The sequence below is a fragment of the Rhizobium leguminosarum genome (genome assembly GCF_004123835.1).
Classification (GTDB): Bacteria; Pseudomonadota; Alphaproteobacteria; order Rhizobiales; family Rhizobiaceae; genus Rhizobium; species Rhizobium leguminosarum_M.
Window position 1 is genome coordinate 335,709 of record NZ_MZMU01000010.1, and the last position, 17,145, is coordinate 352,853.

General features: G+C 61.0%; 15 protein-coding genes. 7 read left to right on the forward strand and 8 right to left on the reverse strand.

All coding sequences use genetic code 11. The features are described from left to right. Positions 1–91: 91 nt before the first annotated feature. From B5P46_RS14990 to B5P46_RS15010, 5 genes are all read right to left on the reverse strand, one after another. Positions 92–1,264 (reverse strand): ABC transporter permease, encoded by a 1,173-nt coding sequence (locus B5P46_RS14990; protein WP_164986494.1) that lies wholly within the window; start codon positions 1,262–1,264, stop codon positions 92–94. Next, a complete protein-coding gene (locus B5P46_RS14995; protein ID WP_003548391.1) occupies positions 1,264–2,262 on the reverse strand; it encodes an ABC transporter permease in 999 nt (332 codons plus the stop codon). The genes B5P46_RS14990 and B5P46_RS14995 overlap by 1 nt, the downstream gene beginning before the upstream one ends. 3 nt (positions 2,263–2,265) lie before the next feature. Beyond that, complete coding sequence (locus B5P46_RS15000) at positions 2,266–4,173, reverse strand: ABC transporter substrate-binding protein (protein WP_129419342.1); 1,908 nt, start codon at positions 4,171–4,173, stop codon at positions 2,266–2,268. After that, entirely contained in the window at positions 4,173–6,062 is a 1,890-nt protein-coding gene (locus tag B5P46_RS15005) for an ABC transporter ATP-binding protein (RefSeq protein WP_129419343.1), read from the reverse strand. Before B5P46_RS15005 ends, B5P46_RS15000 begins: the two co-directional genes overlap by 1 nt. Before the next feature lie 154 nt (positions 6,063–6,216). Further along, the gene (locus tag B5P46_RS15010) at positions 6,217–7,560 is read right to left on the reverse strand and encodes an adenylate/guanylate cyclase domain-containing protein (RefSeq protein WP_129419344.1); all 1,344 of its coding nucleotides are present in this window, start codon (positions 7,558–7,560) and stop codon (positions 6,217–6,219) included. Between the two features lie 752 nt (positions 7,561–8,312). Here B5P46_RS15010 and B5P46_RS15015 point away from each other — a divergent pair. The 4 genes from B5P46_RS15015 to B5P46_RS15030 all read left to right on the forward strand — a co-directional run bounded on the left by B5P46_RS15015 (position 8,313) and on the right by B5P46_RS15030 (position 10,859). Beyond that, positions 8,313–9,650: a nucleotide sugar dehydrogenase gene (locus tag B5P46_RS15015; RefSeq protein ID WP_129419345.1), complete on the forward strand. Its 1,338-nt coding sequence runs from the start codon at positions 8,313–8,315 to the stop codon at positions 9,648–9,650. A 79-nt stretch (positions 9,651–9,729) separates the two neighbouring features. Continuing rightward, the gene (locus tag B5P46_RS15020) at positions 9,730–9,981 is read left to right on the forward strand and encodes a type II toxin-antitoxin system Phd/YefM family antitoxin (protein WP_129419346.1); all 252 of its coding nucleotides are present in this window, start codon (positions 9,730–9,732) and stop codon (positions 9,979–9,981) included. Between the two features lies 1 nt (position 9,982). Continuing rightward, positions 9,983–10,255: a Txe/YoeB family addiction module toxin gene (locus B5P46_RS15025; RefSeq protein ID WP_129419347.1), complete on the forward strand. Its 273-nt coding sequence runs from the start codon at positions 9,983–9,985 to the stop codon at positions 10,253–10,255. A gap of 229 nt (positions 10,256–10,484) precedes the next feature. Next, on the forward strand, positions 10,485–10,859 hold the full coding sequence (locus tag B5P46_RS15030) for a tudor domain-containing protein (protein WP_129419348.1): 375 nt from the start codon (positions 10,485–10,487) through the stop codon (positions 10,857–10,859). Positions 10,860–11,003: 144 nt separating this feature from the next. On the opposite strand, the gene B5P46_RS15035 is transcribed toward B5P46_RS15030, so the two are convergent. Beyond that, entirely contained in the window at positions 11,004–12,230 is a 1,227-nt protein-coding gene (locus B5P46_RS15035) for a DUF3095 domain-containing protein (protein WP_129419349.1), read from the reverse strand. 73 nt (positions 12,231–12,303) lie between these two features. On the opposite strand from B5P46_RS15035, the gene B5P46_RS15040 reads away from it, so the two are divergent. Continuing rightward, entirely contained in the window at positions 12,304–12,783 is a 480-nt protein-coding gene (locus tag B5P46_RS15040; protein WP_129419350.1) for a class I SAM-dependent methyltransferase, read from the forward strand. Positions 12,784–12,816: 33 nt separating this feature from the next. On the opposite strand, the gene B5P46_RS15045 is transcribed toward B5P46_RS15040, so the two are convergent. Beyond that, on the reverse strand, positions 12,817–14,607 hold the full coding sequence (locus tag B5P46_RS15045) for an ABC transporter ATP-binding protein (protein WP_129419351.1): 1,791 nt from the start codon (positions 14,605–14,607) through the stop codon (positions 12,817–12,819). Positions 14,608–14,950: 343 nt separating this feature from the next. Beyond that, positions 14,951–15,406, reverse strand: a complete 456-nt coding sequence (locus tag B5P46_RS15050) for an Rrf2 family transcriptional regulator (protein ID WP_129419352.1) — start codon at positions 15,404–15,406, stop codon at positions 14,951–14,953. 131 nt (positions 15,407–15,537) lie between these two features. On the opposite strand from B5P46_RS15050, the gene B5P46_RS15055 reads away from it, so the two are divergent. Together B5P46_RS15055 and B5P46_RS15060 are read left to right on the forward strand one after the other, a co-directional pair. Beyond that, entirely contained in the window at positions 15,538–16,443 is a 906-nt protein-coding gene (locus B5P46_RS15055) for an NAD(P)/FAD-dependent oxidoreductase (RefSeq protein WP_129419353.1), read from the forward strand. A gap of 254 nt (positions 16,444–16,697) precedes the next feature. After that, positions 16,698–17,144 carry a DUF805 domain-containing protein gene (locus B5P46_RS15060; protein WP_129419354.1) on the forward strand — a complete coding sequence of 149 codons (447 nt, stop codon included), beginning with the start codon at positions 16,698–16,700 and terminating at the stop codon, positions 17,142–17,144. The last annotated feature ends 1 nt before the right edge of the window (position 17,145 follow it).

Genomic DNA, 17,145 nt, shown 5'->3' on the forward strand with positions numbered 1-17,145 from the left:
TCCCTTCTGGGCTCAGCAACATATTTAGTACCCCCACCGTCCGGAGGCCAAGAGGTGGGGGCGGTGCCGTGATGCGCCGCCGCGTTTCCTGCTATTTGTAGGGATCTGCCGCATCACGCAAGCCGTCTCCCAGAAAGTTGAACGCCAAAATGACAAGAACAACAGGAATGATCGGATAGAGCAGCCATGGATAGAAGGCGATGACGCTGACGCTTTTTGCCTCGGTCAGCAGAATGCCCCAGCTGGTGATCGGCGGACGAAGGCCGAGGCCGAGGAAGGAGAGCGCGGTCTCTCCAAGGATCATGCCGGGGATTGAAATCGTCGCCGAAGCAATGAGATGCGACATGAAGCCCGGCACTAGATGCCGGCCGATGATGCGCGGCGTGCTGGCGCCCATCAGCTGTGCGGCCTGGACATAATCCTCCTCGCGCAGCGCCAGGAGTTTGGAGCGTACGGCACGCGCCAGCCCCGTCCAGTCGATGATGCCGAGGATGACGGTGATGCCGAAATAGATGACGATCGGGCTCCACGTCACCGGCATGATGGCGGCCAGCGCCATCCACAGCGGCAGGCTTGGCAGCGATTGCAGCACTTCAATCAGGCGCTGGACGATGAGGTCGAAAATGCCGCCGCGATAACCGGCAAGGCCGCCAATGACGATGCCGAGCACGAAACTGATCGAAATGCCGATCAGACCGATCGTCAGCGATATGCGCGCGCCGTAGAGGATGCGCGAGAGCACGTCGCGGCCGAGCCGGTCGGTGCCAAGCAGGAACATCTGCCCGCCGATCGCCGGGCAAACGAGATGATAGTTCGACGTGACGAGACCCCAGAACTTGTAGGCATCGCCGCGGCAGAAGAAGCGGATCGGCTGCACGTCGTTCGGCCTGTCCGTATAGACACGGTGCAGCGTGTCGAGATCGAGCGTCATGCTGCGGCCGTATACGAAGGGACCGACGAAGCTGCCCTTGTCGAAGAAGTGGATGGGTTGCGGCGGCGCGTGGATGAAATCGACATTGCGCGTGTGCAGGCCGTAGGGCGCCAGGAACTCGACGATCAGGATCATTAGGTAGACGGCGGCGAGAAAGATGCCGGAGATCAAAGCCAGCTTGTGCTGCTTGAACTTCCACCACATCAGCTGCTTCTGCGAGGCGAGATGGATGCGCGATTGCGCCGCCGTCATCGATTCGGTCGCAAGCGGATCGAAAGGAGCTGTAGAGACGTAATGCGGAAGCGGCGCGCCGGGTGCGGGAAGGGGCGACATTATTTGGTGCTCCTGCCTTGCAGACGGATGCGGGGATCAAGGAAGCCGAGCGCGATGTCGGAGATCAGCACGCCGATGACATTGAGGAAGGCCAGGAACATCAGGAAGGAACCGGCGAGATACATGTCCTGGCTCTGCAGCGCCTTGATCAGCATCGGCCCCGTCGTCTCCAGCGACAGCACGATCGCGACGATCTCGGCGCCCGAGATGATCGACGGCAGGATCGAGCCGATATCGGCGACGAAGAAGTTGAGCGCCATGCGCAGCGGGTATTTGACCAGCGCCTTCAGCGGCGGCAGGCCCTTGGCGCGGGCGGTGACGACATACTGTTTCTGCATCTCGTCGAGCAGGTTGGCGCGCAGCCGCCGGATCATGCCGGCCGTGCCGGCCGTGCCGACGATGATCACGGGGATCCACAGGTGAGAGAGGATCGACCGCGCCTTCTCCCAGCTCATCGGCGCCGAGATATATTGCTGGTCCATCAGGTGGCCGATCGAGATGCCGAACCAGATATTGGCGAAATACATCAGGATCAGCGCCAGCATGAAGTTCGGAATGGCGATGCCGAGCAGGCCGAGGAACGTCAGCCCGTAATCACCCCAGCTGTACTGGTGCGTGGCCGAATAGATGCCGATCGGAAAGGCGATCAGCCAGGTGAGCAGGATCGTCGTGAAGGAGACGAGCATCGTCAGCCAGAGGCGATCGCCGACCACGTCGGAGACCGGCAGCTGATATTCGAAGGAATAGCCGAAATCGCCGTGCAGCATGCCGCCGACCCAGTAGAAATAACGCACGATCTCCGGCTTGTCGAAGCCGTATTGCTGGCGCATCTCCTCGATTTCCTGGAGGTTGGCGGTCTCGCCGGAGGCACGCAGCTCGGCGATCTGGCTCTCGAAGAAGTCGCCGGGCGGCAGCTCGATGATGGTGAAGACCAGCGCCGAAATGACGAAGAGCGTCGGCACCATGGCGGCGATGCGCCAGAGAATGTATCTGAGCACGCCTCAGGCCTCCTTGTACCAGAATGCATCCGGCATGTAGACGCCGAGATAGGAGGTGGGATCGAAGCCGTAGAGCGCTTTTTCCGGCAGGTTCTGCAGCTTGGCGGCGCGAAGGATCGGCTGCAGCGTGCTGTTGATGAGGCCGATCGAGAATACCTGCTGCGTATAGAGCGACAGCATCTTGTGCCAGATCACCTGGCGCTCCTCGAATTTCGCCGTCGAGCCCCATTGGCTGAGCAGGTTGACCAGCTCGGCTGCCTCCGGCAGGTCGGGCGCGACCCCCTCCTGGCCGGCGGAGAGGTAATGCATGCCCCAGAGCGGCCATTGCAACTGATCGTCGAGTGTCGGCGCAAGGCCGGCCGGCGACATGTCGGCCGTCGGCACGCCATTGTCGAGGCCGTACCAGATCGACATCATGATCGAACCGCTCATAGCGCGATTGCGGAAGACATCGCGCTGCGAGGTCCGGGTATAGAGCGCCAGGCCGATATTGGCCCAGTGATCTCGCACCAGTTCCAGCACGTCAGTGTCCAAATTGCTCTCGCCGGCGGTCTCGACGGTGATCTCGGCGCGACGCCCGTCCGGCAGCAGCCGAATGCCGTCGTCGCCGCGTTTGGTCAAGCCGAGTTCGTCGAGCAGGCGGTTGGCCTCGTCGGGATCGAACTTCACGAAGGCATCGGCATATTCCTGCTTGAAGAGCGGGCTATCGGGCAGGACGGTATCGGCGCTTGGCGTGCCGAGGCCGTAGAAGGCGACCATGTTGATCTCGTGCCGGTCGATCGCCAACGACAAAGCGCGGCGCAGGCGCACGTCGCGGAAAAGGCCGCGCCACACTTCGTCAGCACAGTTGAGGTTCGGCAGCAGCGTGATGCGCGAGCCGCGCGCGAGCTTCCAGAGATTGACCTTCACCGGGAAGCGCTTCTCGGCCTCCTTCAGGAAGGTGTAGTCGTTGAAATCGATGCCGGTCACCTGTAGGTCGGCTTCGCCTGCCCCCGCCTTGGCGGCGATGATCGATGAGGAGGAGACGTTGAGGATGAAGCGGTCGAGATAGGGTAGCTGCCTGCCGGTCTCGTCGATGCGGTGGAAGAACGGGTTGCGCTCGAAGACGAACTGCTCGGACGGCAGCGGCGTCGTATTGCGCCAGGGATCGAGCGTCGGCAGGTTCGGATTTTCCGGACGGTAGGAACGCGCCATCTTGATGTGCAGATCCTGCCATTTCTTGACGCGGTAGGTCTTCATCAGCTCGTCCATCTTCGCCTGGTCGGGCTGGAATTTCTTGTGGAACTGCTTGAGATAATGACCAGGGCCGAAGATGACGAGCGGCTGCGGGCCTGCCAGCGTCGGCAGGAACATCGGGTTGGGTTTTTCCCAGGTGTAACGCACGGTCAGCGGATCGAGCATTTCGAAGCGCGGCAGGCTGCCGTGCGGACGAAGCTCCAGTGCGCCGCCGCCGGGCGTCAGCTTGTCGTTCAGGATGACGTCTTCCCACCAGTAGCGGAAATCGTCGGCCGTGAACGGCTGGCCGTCGGACCATTTATGGCCCTCGCGCAGCGTGAAGGTGAAGACCGTGTCGTCCTCGGACTGGAAACCGGCCAGGATGTCCGGCTGGAACTGCAGGTGCTTGTTGTAGCCGACCAGGCGGGCATAGCCGTAGATCGTCATGAAGCGGATGTCGCGCTGGCTGCCGATGATGGTGCGCACCGTGCCGCCGTAGGCACCCGGTTCGAGCCCCATCTCCTTCAGGTTGACGATGCGTGGGCGGACGGGAATGCGTTCGGCCATCGGCGGCAAGCTGCCTGCTGTCAGCCGCTCCTTCAGGAATTCCGGCTCGCCGACCTGTCCGGCGCGAAGCACCGCGGGCGCGATCGCCGCGCCGACGAGGCCGCCGAGAAACGTGCGACGCGTCACCATCAGCGCAACTCCTTGGCATCGGCGCCTTTGCGGGCGCGCACCAAATGCCCGTCGCCGAGGTCGGCATAGGCAAGTTCGGAAGCGTCGTCATGCTCGGCGGTGAAGGTCACCCCCCAATTCTGCTTGTCGGCGGCACCGTTTTCCCTAAGCGCCTTGAAATCGAGCGGCCGGTCGAGATCGGGGAAGGGGACGGCGGCGAGCAGCGATTTCGTATAGGGGTGCACCGGATCGCGCAGGATGATCTCGCGCGGCGCAATCTCGACGATGCGGCCCTTGCACATCACCGCGATGCGGTCGGCCATGTAATCGACGACGGCGAGATTGTGCGAAATGAACAGATAGGTAAGCCCCAGTTCCTTCTGCAGGTCCTTCAACAGGTTGTTGATCTGCGCCTGCACGGAGACGTCAAGCGCCGAGACCGGCTCGTCGAGGATGACGAGCTTCGGGCCGAGCGCGAGCGCCCGCGCGATGCCGATGCGCTGGCGCTGGCCGCCGGAAAAACTGTGCGGATAGCGGCTGAGATAACGCTTGTCGAGGCCGATTGCCGCCATCAGCCCTTCGACCTTGCGCTTGCGCTCGTCACTGTCGCCGCGGTCATGGATCTCGAGCGGTTCACTCAGGATGTTGCGCACCGTCATGCGCGGCGAGAGCGAGGAGACCGGATCCTGGAACACCATCTGGATCTTGGTCCGCATGTCCTGCAGTTCGGCGCCTTTGACGGAGAGGACGTCGACGACCTCCTTGCCGTCATTGAACACCACCGCGCCGCTGTCCGGCGTGATGGCGCGCATCAGGATCTTGCTGAGCGTCGTCTTGCCGCAGCCGGACTCCCCGACCAGGCCGAGACATTCGCCGCGCCAGATGTCGAAGCTGACGTCGTCGACGGCGCGCAAGACTGTGGCTTCGTGCTTGCCGAAGAAACTGCGCTTGCGTGTCTTGTAGGTCTTCGAGAGATTGGCGACGGAAAGCAGGATGCCCGGCGCCTCTGCCTGGAGCGGCTTTTTCTTGCCGACCAGGGACTCGAGATTGACCGTTACATCGCGCAGCGCTTTCAGCCGCTCGCCGGGTTTCATGTCGAAATGCGGGACGGCGGCCATCAGGCCCTTGAGATAGGGATGCTGCGGATTGCGGAAGATATCCTCGACCGGCCCGGCCTCCATGATCTCGCCGTGATAGATGACGACCACCTCGTCGGCCATGTTGGCGACGATGCCGAGATCGTGGGTGATCAGCAGCATCGCCATGCCGAGCTTGGCCTGCAGCTCGCGGAGCAGTTCCAGGATCTGCGCCTGGATCGTCACGTCGAGCGCTGTCGTCGGCTCATCGGCGATCAACAGCGCCGGCTTGCAGATCAGCGCCATGGCGATCATCGCGCGCTGGCGCATGCCGCCGGACAGTTCGAACGGATACATGTCGTAGGTGCGATGTGGATTGGAGAAGCCGACCAGGCCGAGCATCTCCTCGGTCTTTTCACGGGCTTCCTGCTTGTCGGCTTCGGTATGGATCAGCAGCACTTCGCTGATCTGATTGCCGATCGTATGCAGCGGCGAGAGCGAGGTCATCGGCTCCTGGAAGATCGTCGCCATGCGGCGGCCGCGCAGGTCGCGCATTTCCTCGCTGTCGCGCGGAAAGGACAGGATATCGGTCGTGCTGCCGTCGAGCGGATCGGTGAAAAGGATGCTGCCCGAGGCCTTGGCCGGATTGGGCAGGATGCCCATGATCGACTGGCTGATCACCGATTTTCCTGAGCCGGATTCACCGACGAGAGCGGTGACCTTGCCCGGAAGAATACGAAGATTGGCTTGCTTTACGACGCGTAGCCGGTCACCGAAAACCGAGAAGGAGACGTCGAGATTTTCAATACGCAACAGATCCGCTGCAGACGCCATACCAATGAAATTCCCCAGTCTTCTATGTTCCCGTTAAGGCACACTATCGTACCGCAAACAGGGTGTCTAGCTGATGACAATCATAGATAAACCAGCATGTCCCGCCGAAGTTCCCCGGGCGAGACGCGCAGATTATGACAGGGGTTGTAAGCTCTTACTGGATGAATTTCTCCATGCTGGTGCGCTTGACCTGATTCTTGGCGTCGCGATGCAGGAGAATGACCTGCTCGGCTTCTGAAAGTCCGTTCTGCACGGCCTCGCGGAAGCTCTCGTCGACATTGATTGCCGGCGCCGGCGCGCGCGGCTGCAGCACGGTCACCTTCTGACGGATGCCGCGCAGCTTCTCTTCGCCGAGCGTCGTCCATTCGCCGCCGCAATAGCCGGCGAAGGCCTGGCTGGCGACGACCTCGCGGCCGTATTTCTTGGTCAGGATCTGCAGACGTTGGACCTCGTTGACCGCCGAGCCGAAGGCGGAGAAGGTCAGGCGGTCCTTGAGGCCGACATTGCCGAACATGACGTTGCCGACATGCAAGCCGATGCCGTAGCCGACCCTGGTCAGGCCCTTCTGCTCACGGTCCCTGTTGAGCTCGGCGACCCGCGCCTGGGCCTGATGGACGGCCGAAAGAGCCGCCTCGCAGGCAATTTTCGATGGATCCTTGTGACGTCCGCAAGGATAGACGGCGAGGAAGCCGTCGCCGAGGAAACTCAGGATTTCGCCGCCATTGCGGTTGAATGGGGCGGCGATCGCGTCGAAGAACTGGTTCAGCGTGTCGATATAGGCCTGCCGGCCTTCCTTTTCGGCATACATGGTGGATTCGCGCATGTCGCCCATGACGAGGGCCGCGCGGATCGTCTCACCGTCGCCGCGGCGGATCTGGCCGTTCAGCACCCGCTTGCCGGCGTCGCCGCCGAGATAGGTGGTCAGCATGTTGTTGGCGAGCTTGCCGAGCACCGCCATCTTGGCGGCAACCGCCAGATGGTTCTGCATCCTGAGCAGCGCATCGATCATGTCGTCGGAAAAGCCGGTGTTATGGTCCGTCGACCAGGAACCCATCATGCCCTGCACCGAGCCGTCGCCGAAGGGCTGCACGAAGGCCAGGTAATCGGTGATGCTGTCCTTGCGCAGGTCCTCGAAAATCGGGAATTCGTTCGGCCCTTCTTGCATCAGCCGGCGGCGGATATGCTGCAGATTGTTGTCGAGCAAGTAATAATATGGGCTCTGCAGGAAGCGGTCCGGCTTTTGGCCGGCGGGCATGCGGAAGCCCTCGATGGTGACGCCGCTGGCGCGCCGCCAGGTGAAGCTGAGCGCATCGTAGAGCGGATGCAGCATCGAAAAAGAAAGATGCACGCGCGCAAGCGGCAGGCCCGCAGCAGTGAGCCTTTCGCAGAAACCACGCACGATGTTTTCAAGCTCGTCTCCGGCCAGCGAAGAGTTCGTCAGCCATTCAGCGACCCGGTCCAACAGGATGGAGGACACGCTGGATTCGATCGTGCTCATTCTCGGTATGATCCTCATAAGGCACGCCATCCCCAAGAGCCAAAAGTCCCTCGGCCGGCACATTTTCATGCGCAGGTCCCAAGGAAATCAGGATGTACGAGCGGTATTATTGTGTCAACGATCTGCCGAAAGCCCGGCAGCGGCGCCCCTCAGCTCCCCATAGCGGGATCGGACGGGTAGTCCTTTCACGGTGGTTCATTATCAAAACTCAAAATAGGGATGCTGCAAATGCGAAACAATGGATCGGCATTTTTTTGTGCGCTGAAGTTGCAGCAAACGGCGCGGCCTGAGTCATTTCCGCCACACCCGGCTAAGGGTGTTGTCCTGCTGGAGATCGGCGCCAGGAAGTGTGACGCATCATCCGCTGCGCCGACGGTGAGTTTGGCAAAAACAGGCGCCACTCTCCGTCATCCCAAGCCTTGATGAGCCTGGGATCCATGCCCGCTCCTGATAGAGGCCAGCGTAGATCCTCGGGCCGAGCCCGAGGATGACGGAGCGTGGGGTGGCTTCTGGAGCAAGGCCAGCCAGGAATACGAGCGCAGCTGCGATTTTTACGCGGGCTTCGTCAGCCCCGTCATCCGCCCTACGGGCACCGACCCGACTAGAGGTGGCGGCAGCCGAGTGAGGGGCAGCCACGGGCGCGAACACGACAGCAGCACCGCCGGCGATAAGAGGAAGATCGGCGCCTGGGTTTAATTTGCCTGGATCATGCATTAGATCAGCCTTCTCTTCCCCGTTTGAAAGATCCCGCCTTGGCCAGCTCCTCCTTCGATACGCTTTTGCAAAAGATCGAAACCCGCACGGCCCGTGCCGGCATCATCGGCCTCGGCTATGTCGGCCTGCCGCTGGCGATGGCGGTGGCGCGCAGCGGCTTTGCGGTCACTGGCTTCGACATCGATCCCTCCAAGATGGTGGCGCTCGATGCCCGCCGCTCCTATATCGACGCGGTGAGCGACGAGGCGCTGTCCACCGAGATCGATGCGGGCCGCTTCAAGGCGACGACCGATTTCGCTGGCCTTGCCGAGTGCGACGTCGTCATCATCTGCGTGCCGACGCCGCTCACCAAGCATCGCGATCCCGACCTTTCCTTCGTCGAGGCGACGTCGCGCTCGATCGCCGCGCATTTGCGCCCCGGTCAGCTCGTCGTGCTGGAATCGACCACCTATCCCGGCACGACCGACGATGTGGTGAAAGTCATTCTCGAAGGCACCGGGCTGAAATCCGGCGCGGACTTCTTCGTCGGCTTTTCGCCGGAGCGCGAGGATCCCGGCAACCAGCATTATCACACAGCCACGATTCCCAAGGTCGTCGCCGGCGACGGCGCCGAGGCACTGGCGCTGATGAAGGCCTTCTACGGTGCGGCGGTATCATCCGTCGTTCCGGTCTCTTCGAATGCGACGGCCGAGGCCGTGAAGCTCACCGAAAACATCTTCCGCTCGGTCAACATCGCCCTCGTCAACGAGCTGAAGACCGTCTATGCGGCCATGGGCATCGACGTCTGGGAGGTCATCGACGCGGCCAAGACCAAGCCCTTCGGCTACATGCCCTTCTATCCCGGCCCCGGCCTCGGCGGCCATTGTATCCCGATCGATCCCTTCTATCTCACCTGGAAATCGCGTGAGTACGAGCTGCCGACCCGCTTCATCGAGCTTGCCGGCGAGATCAATTCGGCAATGCCGCGTTATGTCGTCGGCAAGCTTGCCGAAGCCCTCGACATCCGCGCCGGCAAGGCATTGAGCCGCAGCAGGGTGCTGGTGCTCGGGCTCGCTTACAAGAAGAATGTCGCCGATATCCGTGAGAGCCCGTCGCTACGGCTGATCGAGATCATCGAGGAGCGTGGCGGACACGCAGATTACCATGATCCCTTCGTCGCCGAGATCCCGCCGACGCGCGAATACCAGGCGCTGAAGGGCCGCAAATCGGTGACGCTGACGCCGGACGCCATTGCCGGCTACGATGCGGTGCTGGTCGCGACCGATCACGACAGGGTGGATTATGCGGCTCTGTCGAAAAATGCGGCGCTGATCGTCGACACGCGCAACGTCTTCAACCGGCTCGGCCTCTCGGCCGATCACCTCATCAAGGCGTGACGGAAACACGACCGCGTATTTGACTTTTGAAGAAATATGTACACATATACGTACATTGGTGACCAGGAAAGGATGCTCGGTGGCACATGTTCGTTTGACGGAGTTCCGGCAGAACATTGCAACCTATTTCGATCAGGTCCTGTCTTCTCGGGCTCCTCTGCTCGTGACCCGTCAAGGTTCGGAAGCAATGGTCCTAATTGCCGAAGGCGAATACGAGAGTATGCAAGAGACGCTGCACCTGCTCTCGACGCCTGCCAATTCCGCCCGGCTGCGCGAAAGTATCGGACAGCTTCGCAAGGGCCAGGTGATAGAGAGCGATCCAACTCTCTGACATGAAGCTGCTATGGACCCCGAATTCCTGGGGAGAATACGAATACTGGCAGAAAACCGACCAGAAGATGGTCGAGAAAATCAATGAACTGCTCAAGGATACAAAAAGGTCACCCTTTAAAGGTCTTGGAAAGCCGGAGCCGCTGAAGGGCGATCTCTCGGGATTCTGGTCAAGGCGCATCCTTGGAGAGCATCGACTCGTGTACTGCGTCACAGGTAAGGGCTCCAACCAGCAATTGGAAATCATCCAGTGCCGATTTCATTATGAAGGATAGTTGTCTGGCGCATCTGGTGATCGCGATGATCCGAAAGATGCACGAACACGTCACCGAGGCGTGATCGAAATTCCATAGACATCGATTTAAGGAATTATACAGCAACTCGAAGTATTAATCCGCGCAGATTTCTTTTGTTAAGGCAGACTTCATCCCTACGCTTTAAACATGCCGAGCTCGCCACAACCATTTCGGGGGCGGATTGGAATAGTTCTGAGGGAGGAATATCTTGAAGAGTTTTGTTGCTGCGGCCATCGCCATCGGTGTCATGTGCTCCGGCGTTTCTGTCGCATCTGCACAGACGAAGGGCGACTGGGTTCTCGGAAACTGGAAGGGGGCCGGTTATTGGTTCCCTGGCGTTATCGACAACACCTCCGGCGGGAAGGTCACCATCCGATATGATGACGGCGATAAGGAAACCGTTCCTTTGAGCGACGTGCGCCCTTACAACTGGGTCATCGGGATGAAGGTGGAGTGCAACTACAAGGGTGCCGGCGATTGGTATGCAGGCAAGATCACCTCGCTTGGCGGCGAGAAGATCGGTATTGCCTACGATGACGGCGACAAGGAAACCACCCGAACCGGTCGTTGCCGTTCCCGATAAAGTCGTTGCATAAACCCATGCGAGATCAGCCCGTCGCCCTCAAAGCGACGGGTTTACTTTTCTTCGGACGATCGGAAGAAAGTGTGCAGCGGTTCTGCGATAACGACACACATCAAAACAAAGAGCCAAAGCGCGTTGCATGAATCAGGTTTGATGCGGCGCTGTAGAAAGCACCTTGCCGGTCATCCGGCTTGCGGCCACGGCATAACCGCCGGCCGCACCATCGATGAAATGCATGTGGTCGCGCGAGATCGGCGTCGGCACGAAGCAGGTCATCAGCGCCGAGGCCTGCCGATGCAGGCCGTAGCGCGCAATGCCCTTGGCCCGCGCCGCTTCCAGCAGCGTCTCGATCCGTTTCAGGTGTTCGGCGTCGACGTCGATCGTCATCTTCAGCCCGTCGTCGAACTTGCGGAAATCGGAATTGCCGGCGACGTCGCGCTTGTAGCGGCGGGCGTCGAAGCGGCCGAGTGGAATGCCGAGCTTGTAGCACACGACCGTGATGGCGAGCTGCAGGAAGATGATGAGCTTCTGCCGCAATCGCCGGCCAGCCGGCGCGGTGGCCTTGGCTTCGCGGTTGATGCCGTGCAGCGAGAAGGCAAGGTTCGGACCATCAGCCGGCACCGGATGGCTGTCCCGGTTCTGCTCGGTGGTGATGGCGACGATGCCGTTGACGAGGTCCCGGAATTCCTGTCCCGGCCGGCCTTCGCCGGGAACTGCGATGATCGAGACGATCTCGCCGTGCCTGGCGTCGATCGGGCTCCAGCGGCAGGAAAGGCCGTTGAGATCGGGGCGCGTTCCCGGGGCCGCGCGGGCAACACGGTACCGGCCGAGCTTCATCTGTTTTTCAGCCCAGCTGGTGCCGCCGCCCCAGAACATCGCATAGGTGACATAAGGGCTTGCGGAGTAACGTGCGACGCGAACGTCGAGGCCCTCGGCGCGGGTGTCGGCGACCGGCACGATGGCGATGCGCAGCACCAGGCCCAAATCCTCCTCGACCCAGACCTGCACGGCGGCAAGTGCGTCGCGCGCTGCCTGTTCCAGCGACCCCGGAAGCGCAATCAGCGCGCCGTCGCCGCCGAAGACGAAGGGATAATCGCCCTTGCCGACGGAATTCAACACCGCTGATATGACGCTGGCGCCCGCCATGTTAACGTCCTTGTAACGGCCGGCGGCGATCGCCGGCGTCGAGCCGACGATGTCGGCCAGCGCCAGCACCCAACCGTCCGGCAGTGGCCGGTAGTTGGCAGCATCGGTCACGCCCGCGAATTCGCTGAAGAGCGGCACGGCGGCAAAGAAATCTTCGTCGGTCACGGTTTTCATATCGTCCAGCTTAGCACAGACCCATGTCGCCACTGCAACGCCAATTCCCATTTACGGCAATCGACTTGGCAAGGTTTCATGTGTTAGCACGCGCTCACGATTTTCATCACGGATACGGATTACGATGAGCCGCCTCGACAGCTTCATTCGCCGGTTGACGGCCCAACGCGACATTCTGAACTCGATCACCGATCTGGTGGGGGAAACGCCAGGCCCGGTGCTGGAGTTCGGCCTCGGCAACGGCCGCACCTATGATCACTTGCGCGAGAACTTTCCCGGTCGGCGCATCGTCGCTTTCGACTGGGAAGTCCGTTCCTATTCGGCCTCGACACCAGAGATAGAAGACATGGTGACCGGCAATATCCGCGAGTCCGGCCAGGCCTTCGTCGGCATCGGCGCAGCACTCGCCCATGCCGATATCGGCACCGGTCATGACGAGATCGACGCGGTGACGCTGACCTGGCTGCCGCAACTGATGGCCGGCGTGCTTGCCCATAACGGCATCGCCGTCAGCGGCCTGCCGCTGGAGCATCCCGAGCTGATGGCACTGCCGCTGCCCAATGGCATCAAGGAAGGCCGTTATTTCCTCTATCGCAGGACGTAATACGCCAGAGCATCAGCCCTGGCGTATTGCGGTTCACGCCACCAGACCCTTGGTCAGTTCCAGCGCCTGCCGTTCGAACAGCCGGCGATAGATGCCGTTGTTAAGCCGGATCAGCGCCTGGTGGTCGCCTTCTTCGACAATATTTCCCTTGTCGAAGACCAGTAGCCGGTCCAGCGCCCTGACCGTCGACAGCCGATGCGCGATGACCAGCGTGGTGCGGCCGTTCATCAGGCGTTCCATGGCCTGCTGGATCTGAACTTCGCTCTCGCTGTCGAGGCTCGACGTCGCCTCGTCGAGGATCAGCACCGGCGCGTCGGCGAGGAAAGCCCGGGCAATGGCGACACGCTGCCGCTCGCCGCCCGACAGTTTGACGCCGCGCTCTCCCACCATCGTCTCATAGCCCTTGGGAAGGTCCATGATGAAGTCGTGGGCGCTTGCCTGTTTCGCCGCCTGCTCGATCTCGCGGCGCGAGGCGTTCGGCCGGCCATAGGCGATGTTCTCAGCCAACGTGCGGTGGAACAGGATGGGCTCCTGCTGCACGATGGCGATCTGGCCGCGCAGGCTTGATTGCCTGACCCCCGCGATATCTTGCCCGTCGATGCGGATCGAGCCCGACGTCACGTCGTGGAGGCGCTGGATGAGCTTGACGAAAGTCGTCTTGCCCGAGCCCGAATGCCCCACCAGTCCCACGCGCTCGCCCGGCTTGATGGTGACGGAGAAGTCCTCATAAAGCGGGTTGGGGTGAGCGCCATATTGGAAGGTGACGCGATCGAAGACGATCTCGCCTTCGCCAATCCTGATCGGCGTGGCGTTCGGCCTGTCCTCGATGCCGAGCGGCATCTTGTCGAGCAGCACCAGCTCTTCCATGTCGTTGACGGCCCGCTGCAGATTGCGGATGTCCTGGCCGACATTGCGCAGATAGCCTTGCAGAACGAAGAACATGGCCAGCACGAAGGTGACGTCGCCAGGCGTCGCCAGTCCCTGCCGCCACATGACCAGGCCCGTTCCCAGAATGCCGGCCTGCATGGAAACCATCATGAAGCCCTGGATCGTGCCGCTCGCTGTGCCGCGCTTCCATGTCCGTCGTGTGCGGCTGTCCCATTTGGCCAGCACGTGGCGCAAGCGTGCCTCTTCGCGGTTTTCGGCGCCGAAGGCTTTGACCACCGCATTGCAGCTGATGGCATCCGCCAGCGCACCACCGAGCTTGGTGTCCCAGGCATTGGCAAGTCTTGCCGCAGGCGACACGAAACCCATGGAAAGCGCCACGGTCACGCCGATGTAGATCAGCGATCCCGCGGCCACGATCAGGCCCATGACCGGCCAGTAGCTGCCGAGCACGATACTGGCGCCGACCAGCATGACGATGGAGGGCAGCAGGGCGACCAGCAGCAGGTCGTTGAGCGAGTCGAGCGCCCACATGCCGCGGGTGATCTTGCGCACCGTCGAACCGGCAAAGCTGTTGGCGTGCCAGTCGGTCGAGAACCGCTGCACCTTGTGGAAGCCGTTATTGACCACGTCCGCCATGGTGCGCAGCGTCAGCCGGATAATGCCGTTGAAGATGAACCAGCGCAGCGCCACGCTGGTCATGCCCAGAGCCACGACGACGACAAAGGCGCTGAGCGCATCATCAGCCGCATTGCCGCCGGCGATGGCATCGACGATCCGGCCTGAGAACACCGGCACCATGACTTCGGCGAGCGTGCTTAATATCACCAGCACGACGATAAGGCCCACCAAACCAGGCCGATGGCGCCAGTGTTGAAAAACAAAGCCGAGCACGTTGCGATAGGCATCGGCGCGGAAATCGAGCTTCTTGCGAGTCATTTTAACCAGCCCGGCCCGTCTTTCGGCAACCGGTCCTCAAAATCGAGAGTTAGACGGCACAGCCCGAGCGGGAGACGAAATGATCCCGTCGGATCAATCGGGCTATGAAGGAAGAGAAAACCGCATGTGGCGCGCCCGAGGCGGGCCGCGAATGGCAATGACCTAGTGTCGGGACATGCCACATCGGAAGGTTTCGATGAATGCTGGTGTCATGCAACGCCTCCCTTGTTCGATCTAAAGCGGTGAGCGTTTTCTACCGAACCAATTCGCTATTGCCAAGCGGATATTTGCAACCTGACGGAAAGTGATGCGAAAACGACACACCTTGTGCGCTTGCGACCGCTCAGGAGGCGCAGGAATAGGATGTGGCCGGGTGTGCGGTCAGTTTGGCCTCGAAGTCGGCCGCGATTTTGTCCAGCGTCACGCTGTCCAACCGCCGCAGGAGCAGGGCCTGGGCCTCCTTCATCGCGTCGCCGAGAGCGATATTCACCGCCTGTTCCACCAGACACTGCGGCTGATCATCGGCTGGGCCGATGGCGAAGAGATGCGGTTCGCCGATGGCGCGGTAGACGTCGAGCAGGGTGATGTCAGACAAGGGACGCACCAGCGTCCAGCCGCCGCCATGGCCCTTTTCGGAGCGGACGTAGCCCTGTTCGCGAAGGCCGGCCATGGTGCGGCGGACGACGACGGGATTGGTGTTCAGCATCTTGGCAATCATGTCGGAGGTCGCCGAATGCTGGTGCTTATCCATGTGGATCAGCACGTGCAGCATGCGTGAAAGGCGGCTGTCATTGCGCATGATTCTCTTCCTGTCGATCGGGCGGGTCATTATCGCAAGCAAATCGTAACAAGACAAGTAACATGATACTTGACGGCGCCATCTCATGTAACTTATGTTGATCCATGAGTTCAATATCCGAGGAGAATTCCATGCCGTTCGAAGCCATCATCATCGGCGGAAATTTTGCGGGCCTGTCGGCAGCCATGCAACTGGCCCGGGCGCGGCGGCGGGTTCTGCTTGTCGATGCCGGCGCGCCGCGCAATCGTTTTTCTGAAGCCTCGCACGGGTTCCTCGGCCAGGATGGACAAACGCCGGCGGCGATCATGCGGGAGGGAAAACGGCAGCTTTCGCTTTATCCGACCATCACCATCCGCGAGGGGAAAGTCGTCCGGGCGCAAAGCGATGGTGACGCCTTCATCGTCGGCACCGAAGACGGCGGTGAAGAACGAGCCGCGCGCATCGTGCTCGCAACCGGCGTCAGCGACACGCTGCCCGAAATCCCCGGCCTCAAGGAGCGATGGGGCCGCTCCGCGCTGCACTGCCCCTATTGCCACGGTTTTGAGGTCGGCGGCGGCAAGCTCGGCGTTCTCGCAAACCATCCGCATTCGGCCCATTCGGCCATGATGATCCCGGACTGGGGCACAACCACCTTTTTCAGCCAAACGCTGTTCGAGCCCGATGAAGAGCAGTTGGTGAAGTTGACCGCCCGTGGCGTCCGCGTCGAACGCAGCCCTATCGTCGAATTGTTGGGCGACGATCCGAAGCTTGAGGCCGTTCGCCTCGCCGATGGCCGCGTCGTGCCGCTCGATGCCGTCTTCGTCGCGCCGAAAACGACGATGGCGAGCCCGGTTGCCGACCAGCTCGGCTGCACCTTCGACGACGGCCCGTTCGGGCCGGTCATCCGGACCGGTGACAACAAGGAAACCACCATCAAGGGTGTCTTTGCCGCCGGCGATGCGGCAAGCGCCATGCACAATGCCACGCTCGCCTCCGCCTCAGGCGTGCTCGCCGGCGTGCACTGCCATCAATCGCTTGTCATGCAGTCGGTCGCCTAAGGCAGAAACAGCAAGTTAAACGGATTGAATTCTTCCCCAGCAGGTCAAGGACCTTCACGTCCACCCTCGTAACCCTCGAGGGTGAAAATCTCAACGCGTTAATCATTGCTTTTAAAATAATGAGCCGATGCAACCGACTTATTGCAATTTCTACGTTTGAATTGTAGCTGTTTTGATCTGAATGACTATCAAGCAAGACGATGGTGAGACCGTGGATCACCGCGCTTGCAGCGAGCAGAAACGGGGGTATTAAAATGGGGTTTACTGAAGCTGTTCGGACAGTTCTGACGCAGAAATATGCAACCTTCTCTGGCCGGGCCTCCCGCTCGGAGTTCTGGTGGTTTCAGCTGTTCTACGTGCTTGTACTGATCGCATTTTTAATCGTGGCCGGTTTGGCCGGTGCCTTTTCCGATACTCAGGATGGACCTTCGTCGCTGTTATTCGCTTTCGGGGGCGTTGGCGGATTGTTCGCGCTTGCAATGTTTTTGCCGCAGATATCTCTTCAGGTTCGCCGCTTCCATGATCGCAACATTTCCGCTTGGTGGTATCTCGCACTGTTTATCCTGAGCATGATTCCCGCCGTCGGGTTCATTGCGGGCATCGCGATGCTGGTGATTACCGTGCTCAGGGGCACAGAAGGCCCAAACAAGTTCGGGCCGGATCCGCTGCGTCCGGAAATAAGAGCAGAGGTCTTTGCCTAGA

Coding starts and splice junctions, on each gene's coding strand:
- B5P46_RS14990 (WP_164986494.1), bottom strand. CDS start 1,264: ATGTCGCCCCTTCCCGCACCCGGCGCGCCGCTTCCGCATTACGTCTCT.
- B5P46_RS15000 (WP_129419342.1), bottom strand. CDS start 4,173: ATGGTGACGCGTCGCACGTTTCTCGGCGGCCTCGTCGGCGCGGCGATC.
- B5P46_RS15005 (WP_129419343.1), bottom strand. CDS start 6,062: ATGGCGTCTGCAGCGGATCTGTTGCGTATTGAAAATCTCGACGTCTCC.
- B5P46_RS15010 (WP_129419344.1), bottom strand. CDS start 7,560: ATGAGCACGATCGAATCCAGCGTGTCCTCCATCCTGTTGGACCGGGTC.
- B5P46_RS15025 (WP_129419347.1), top strand. CDS start 9,983: ATGAAGCTGCTATGGACCCCGAATTCCTGGGGAGAATACGAATACTGG.
- B5P46_RS15035 (WP_129419349.1), bottom strand. CDS start 12,230: ATGGGAATTGGCGTTGCAGTGGCGACATGGGTCTGTGCTAAGCTGGAC.
- B5P46_RS15040 (WP_129419350.1), top strand. CDS start 12,304: ATGAGCCGCCTCGACAGCTTCATTCGCCGGTTGACGGCCCAACGCGAC.
- B5P46_RS15045 (WP_129419351.1), bottom strand. CDS start 14,607: ATGACTCGCAAGAAGCTCGATTTCCGCGCCGATGCCTATCGCAACGTG.
- B5P46_RS15050 (WP_129419352.1), bottom strand. CDS start 15,406: ATGCGCAATGACAGCCGCCTTTCACGCATGCTGCACGTGCTGATCCAC.
- B5P46_RS15055 (WP_129419353.1), top strand. CDS start 15,538: ATGCCGTTCGAAGCCATCATCATCGGCGGAAATTTTGCGGGCCTGTCG.
- B5P46_RS15060 (WP_129419354.1), top strand. CDS start 16,698: ATGGGGTTTACTGAAGCTGTTCGGACAGTTCTGACGCAGAAATATGCA.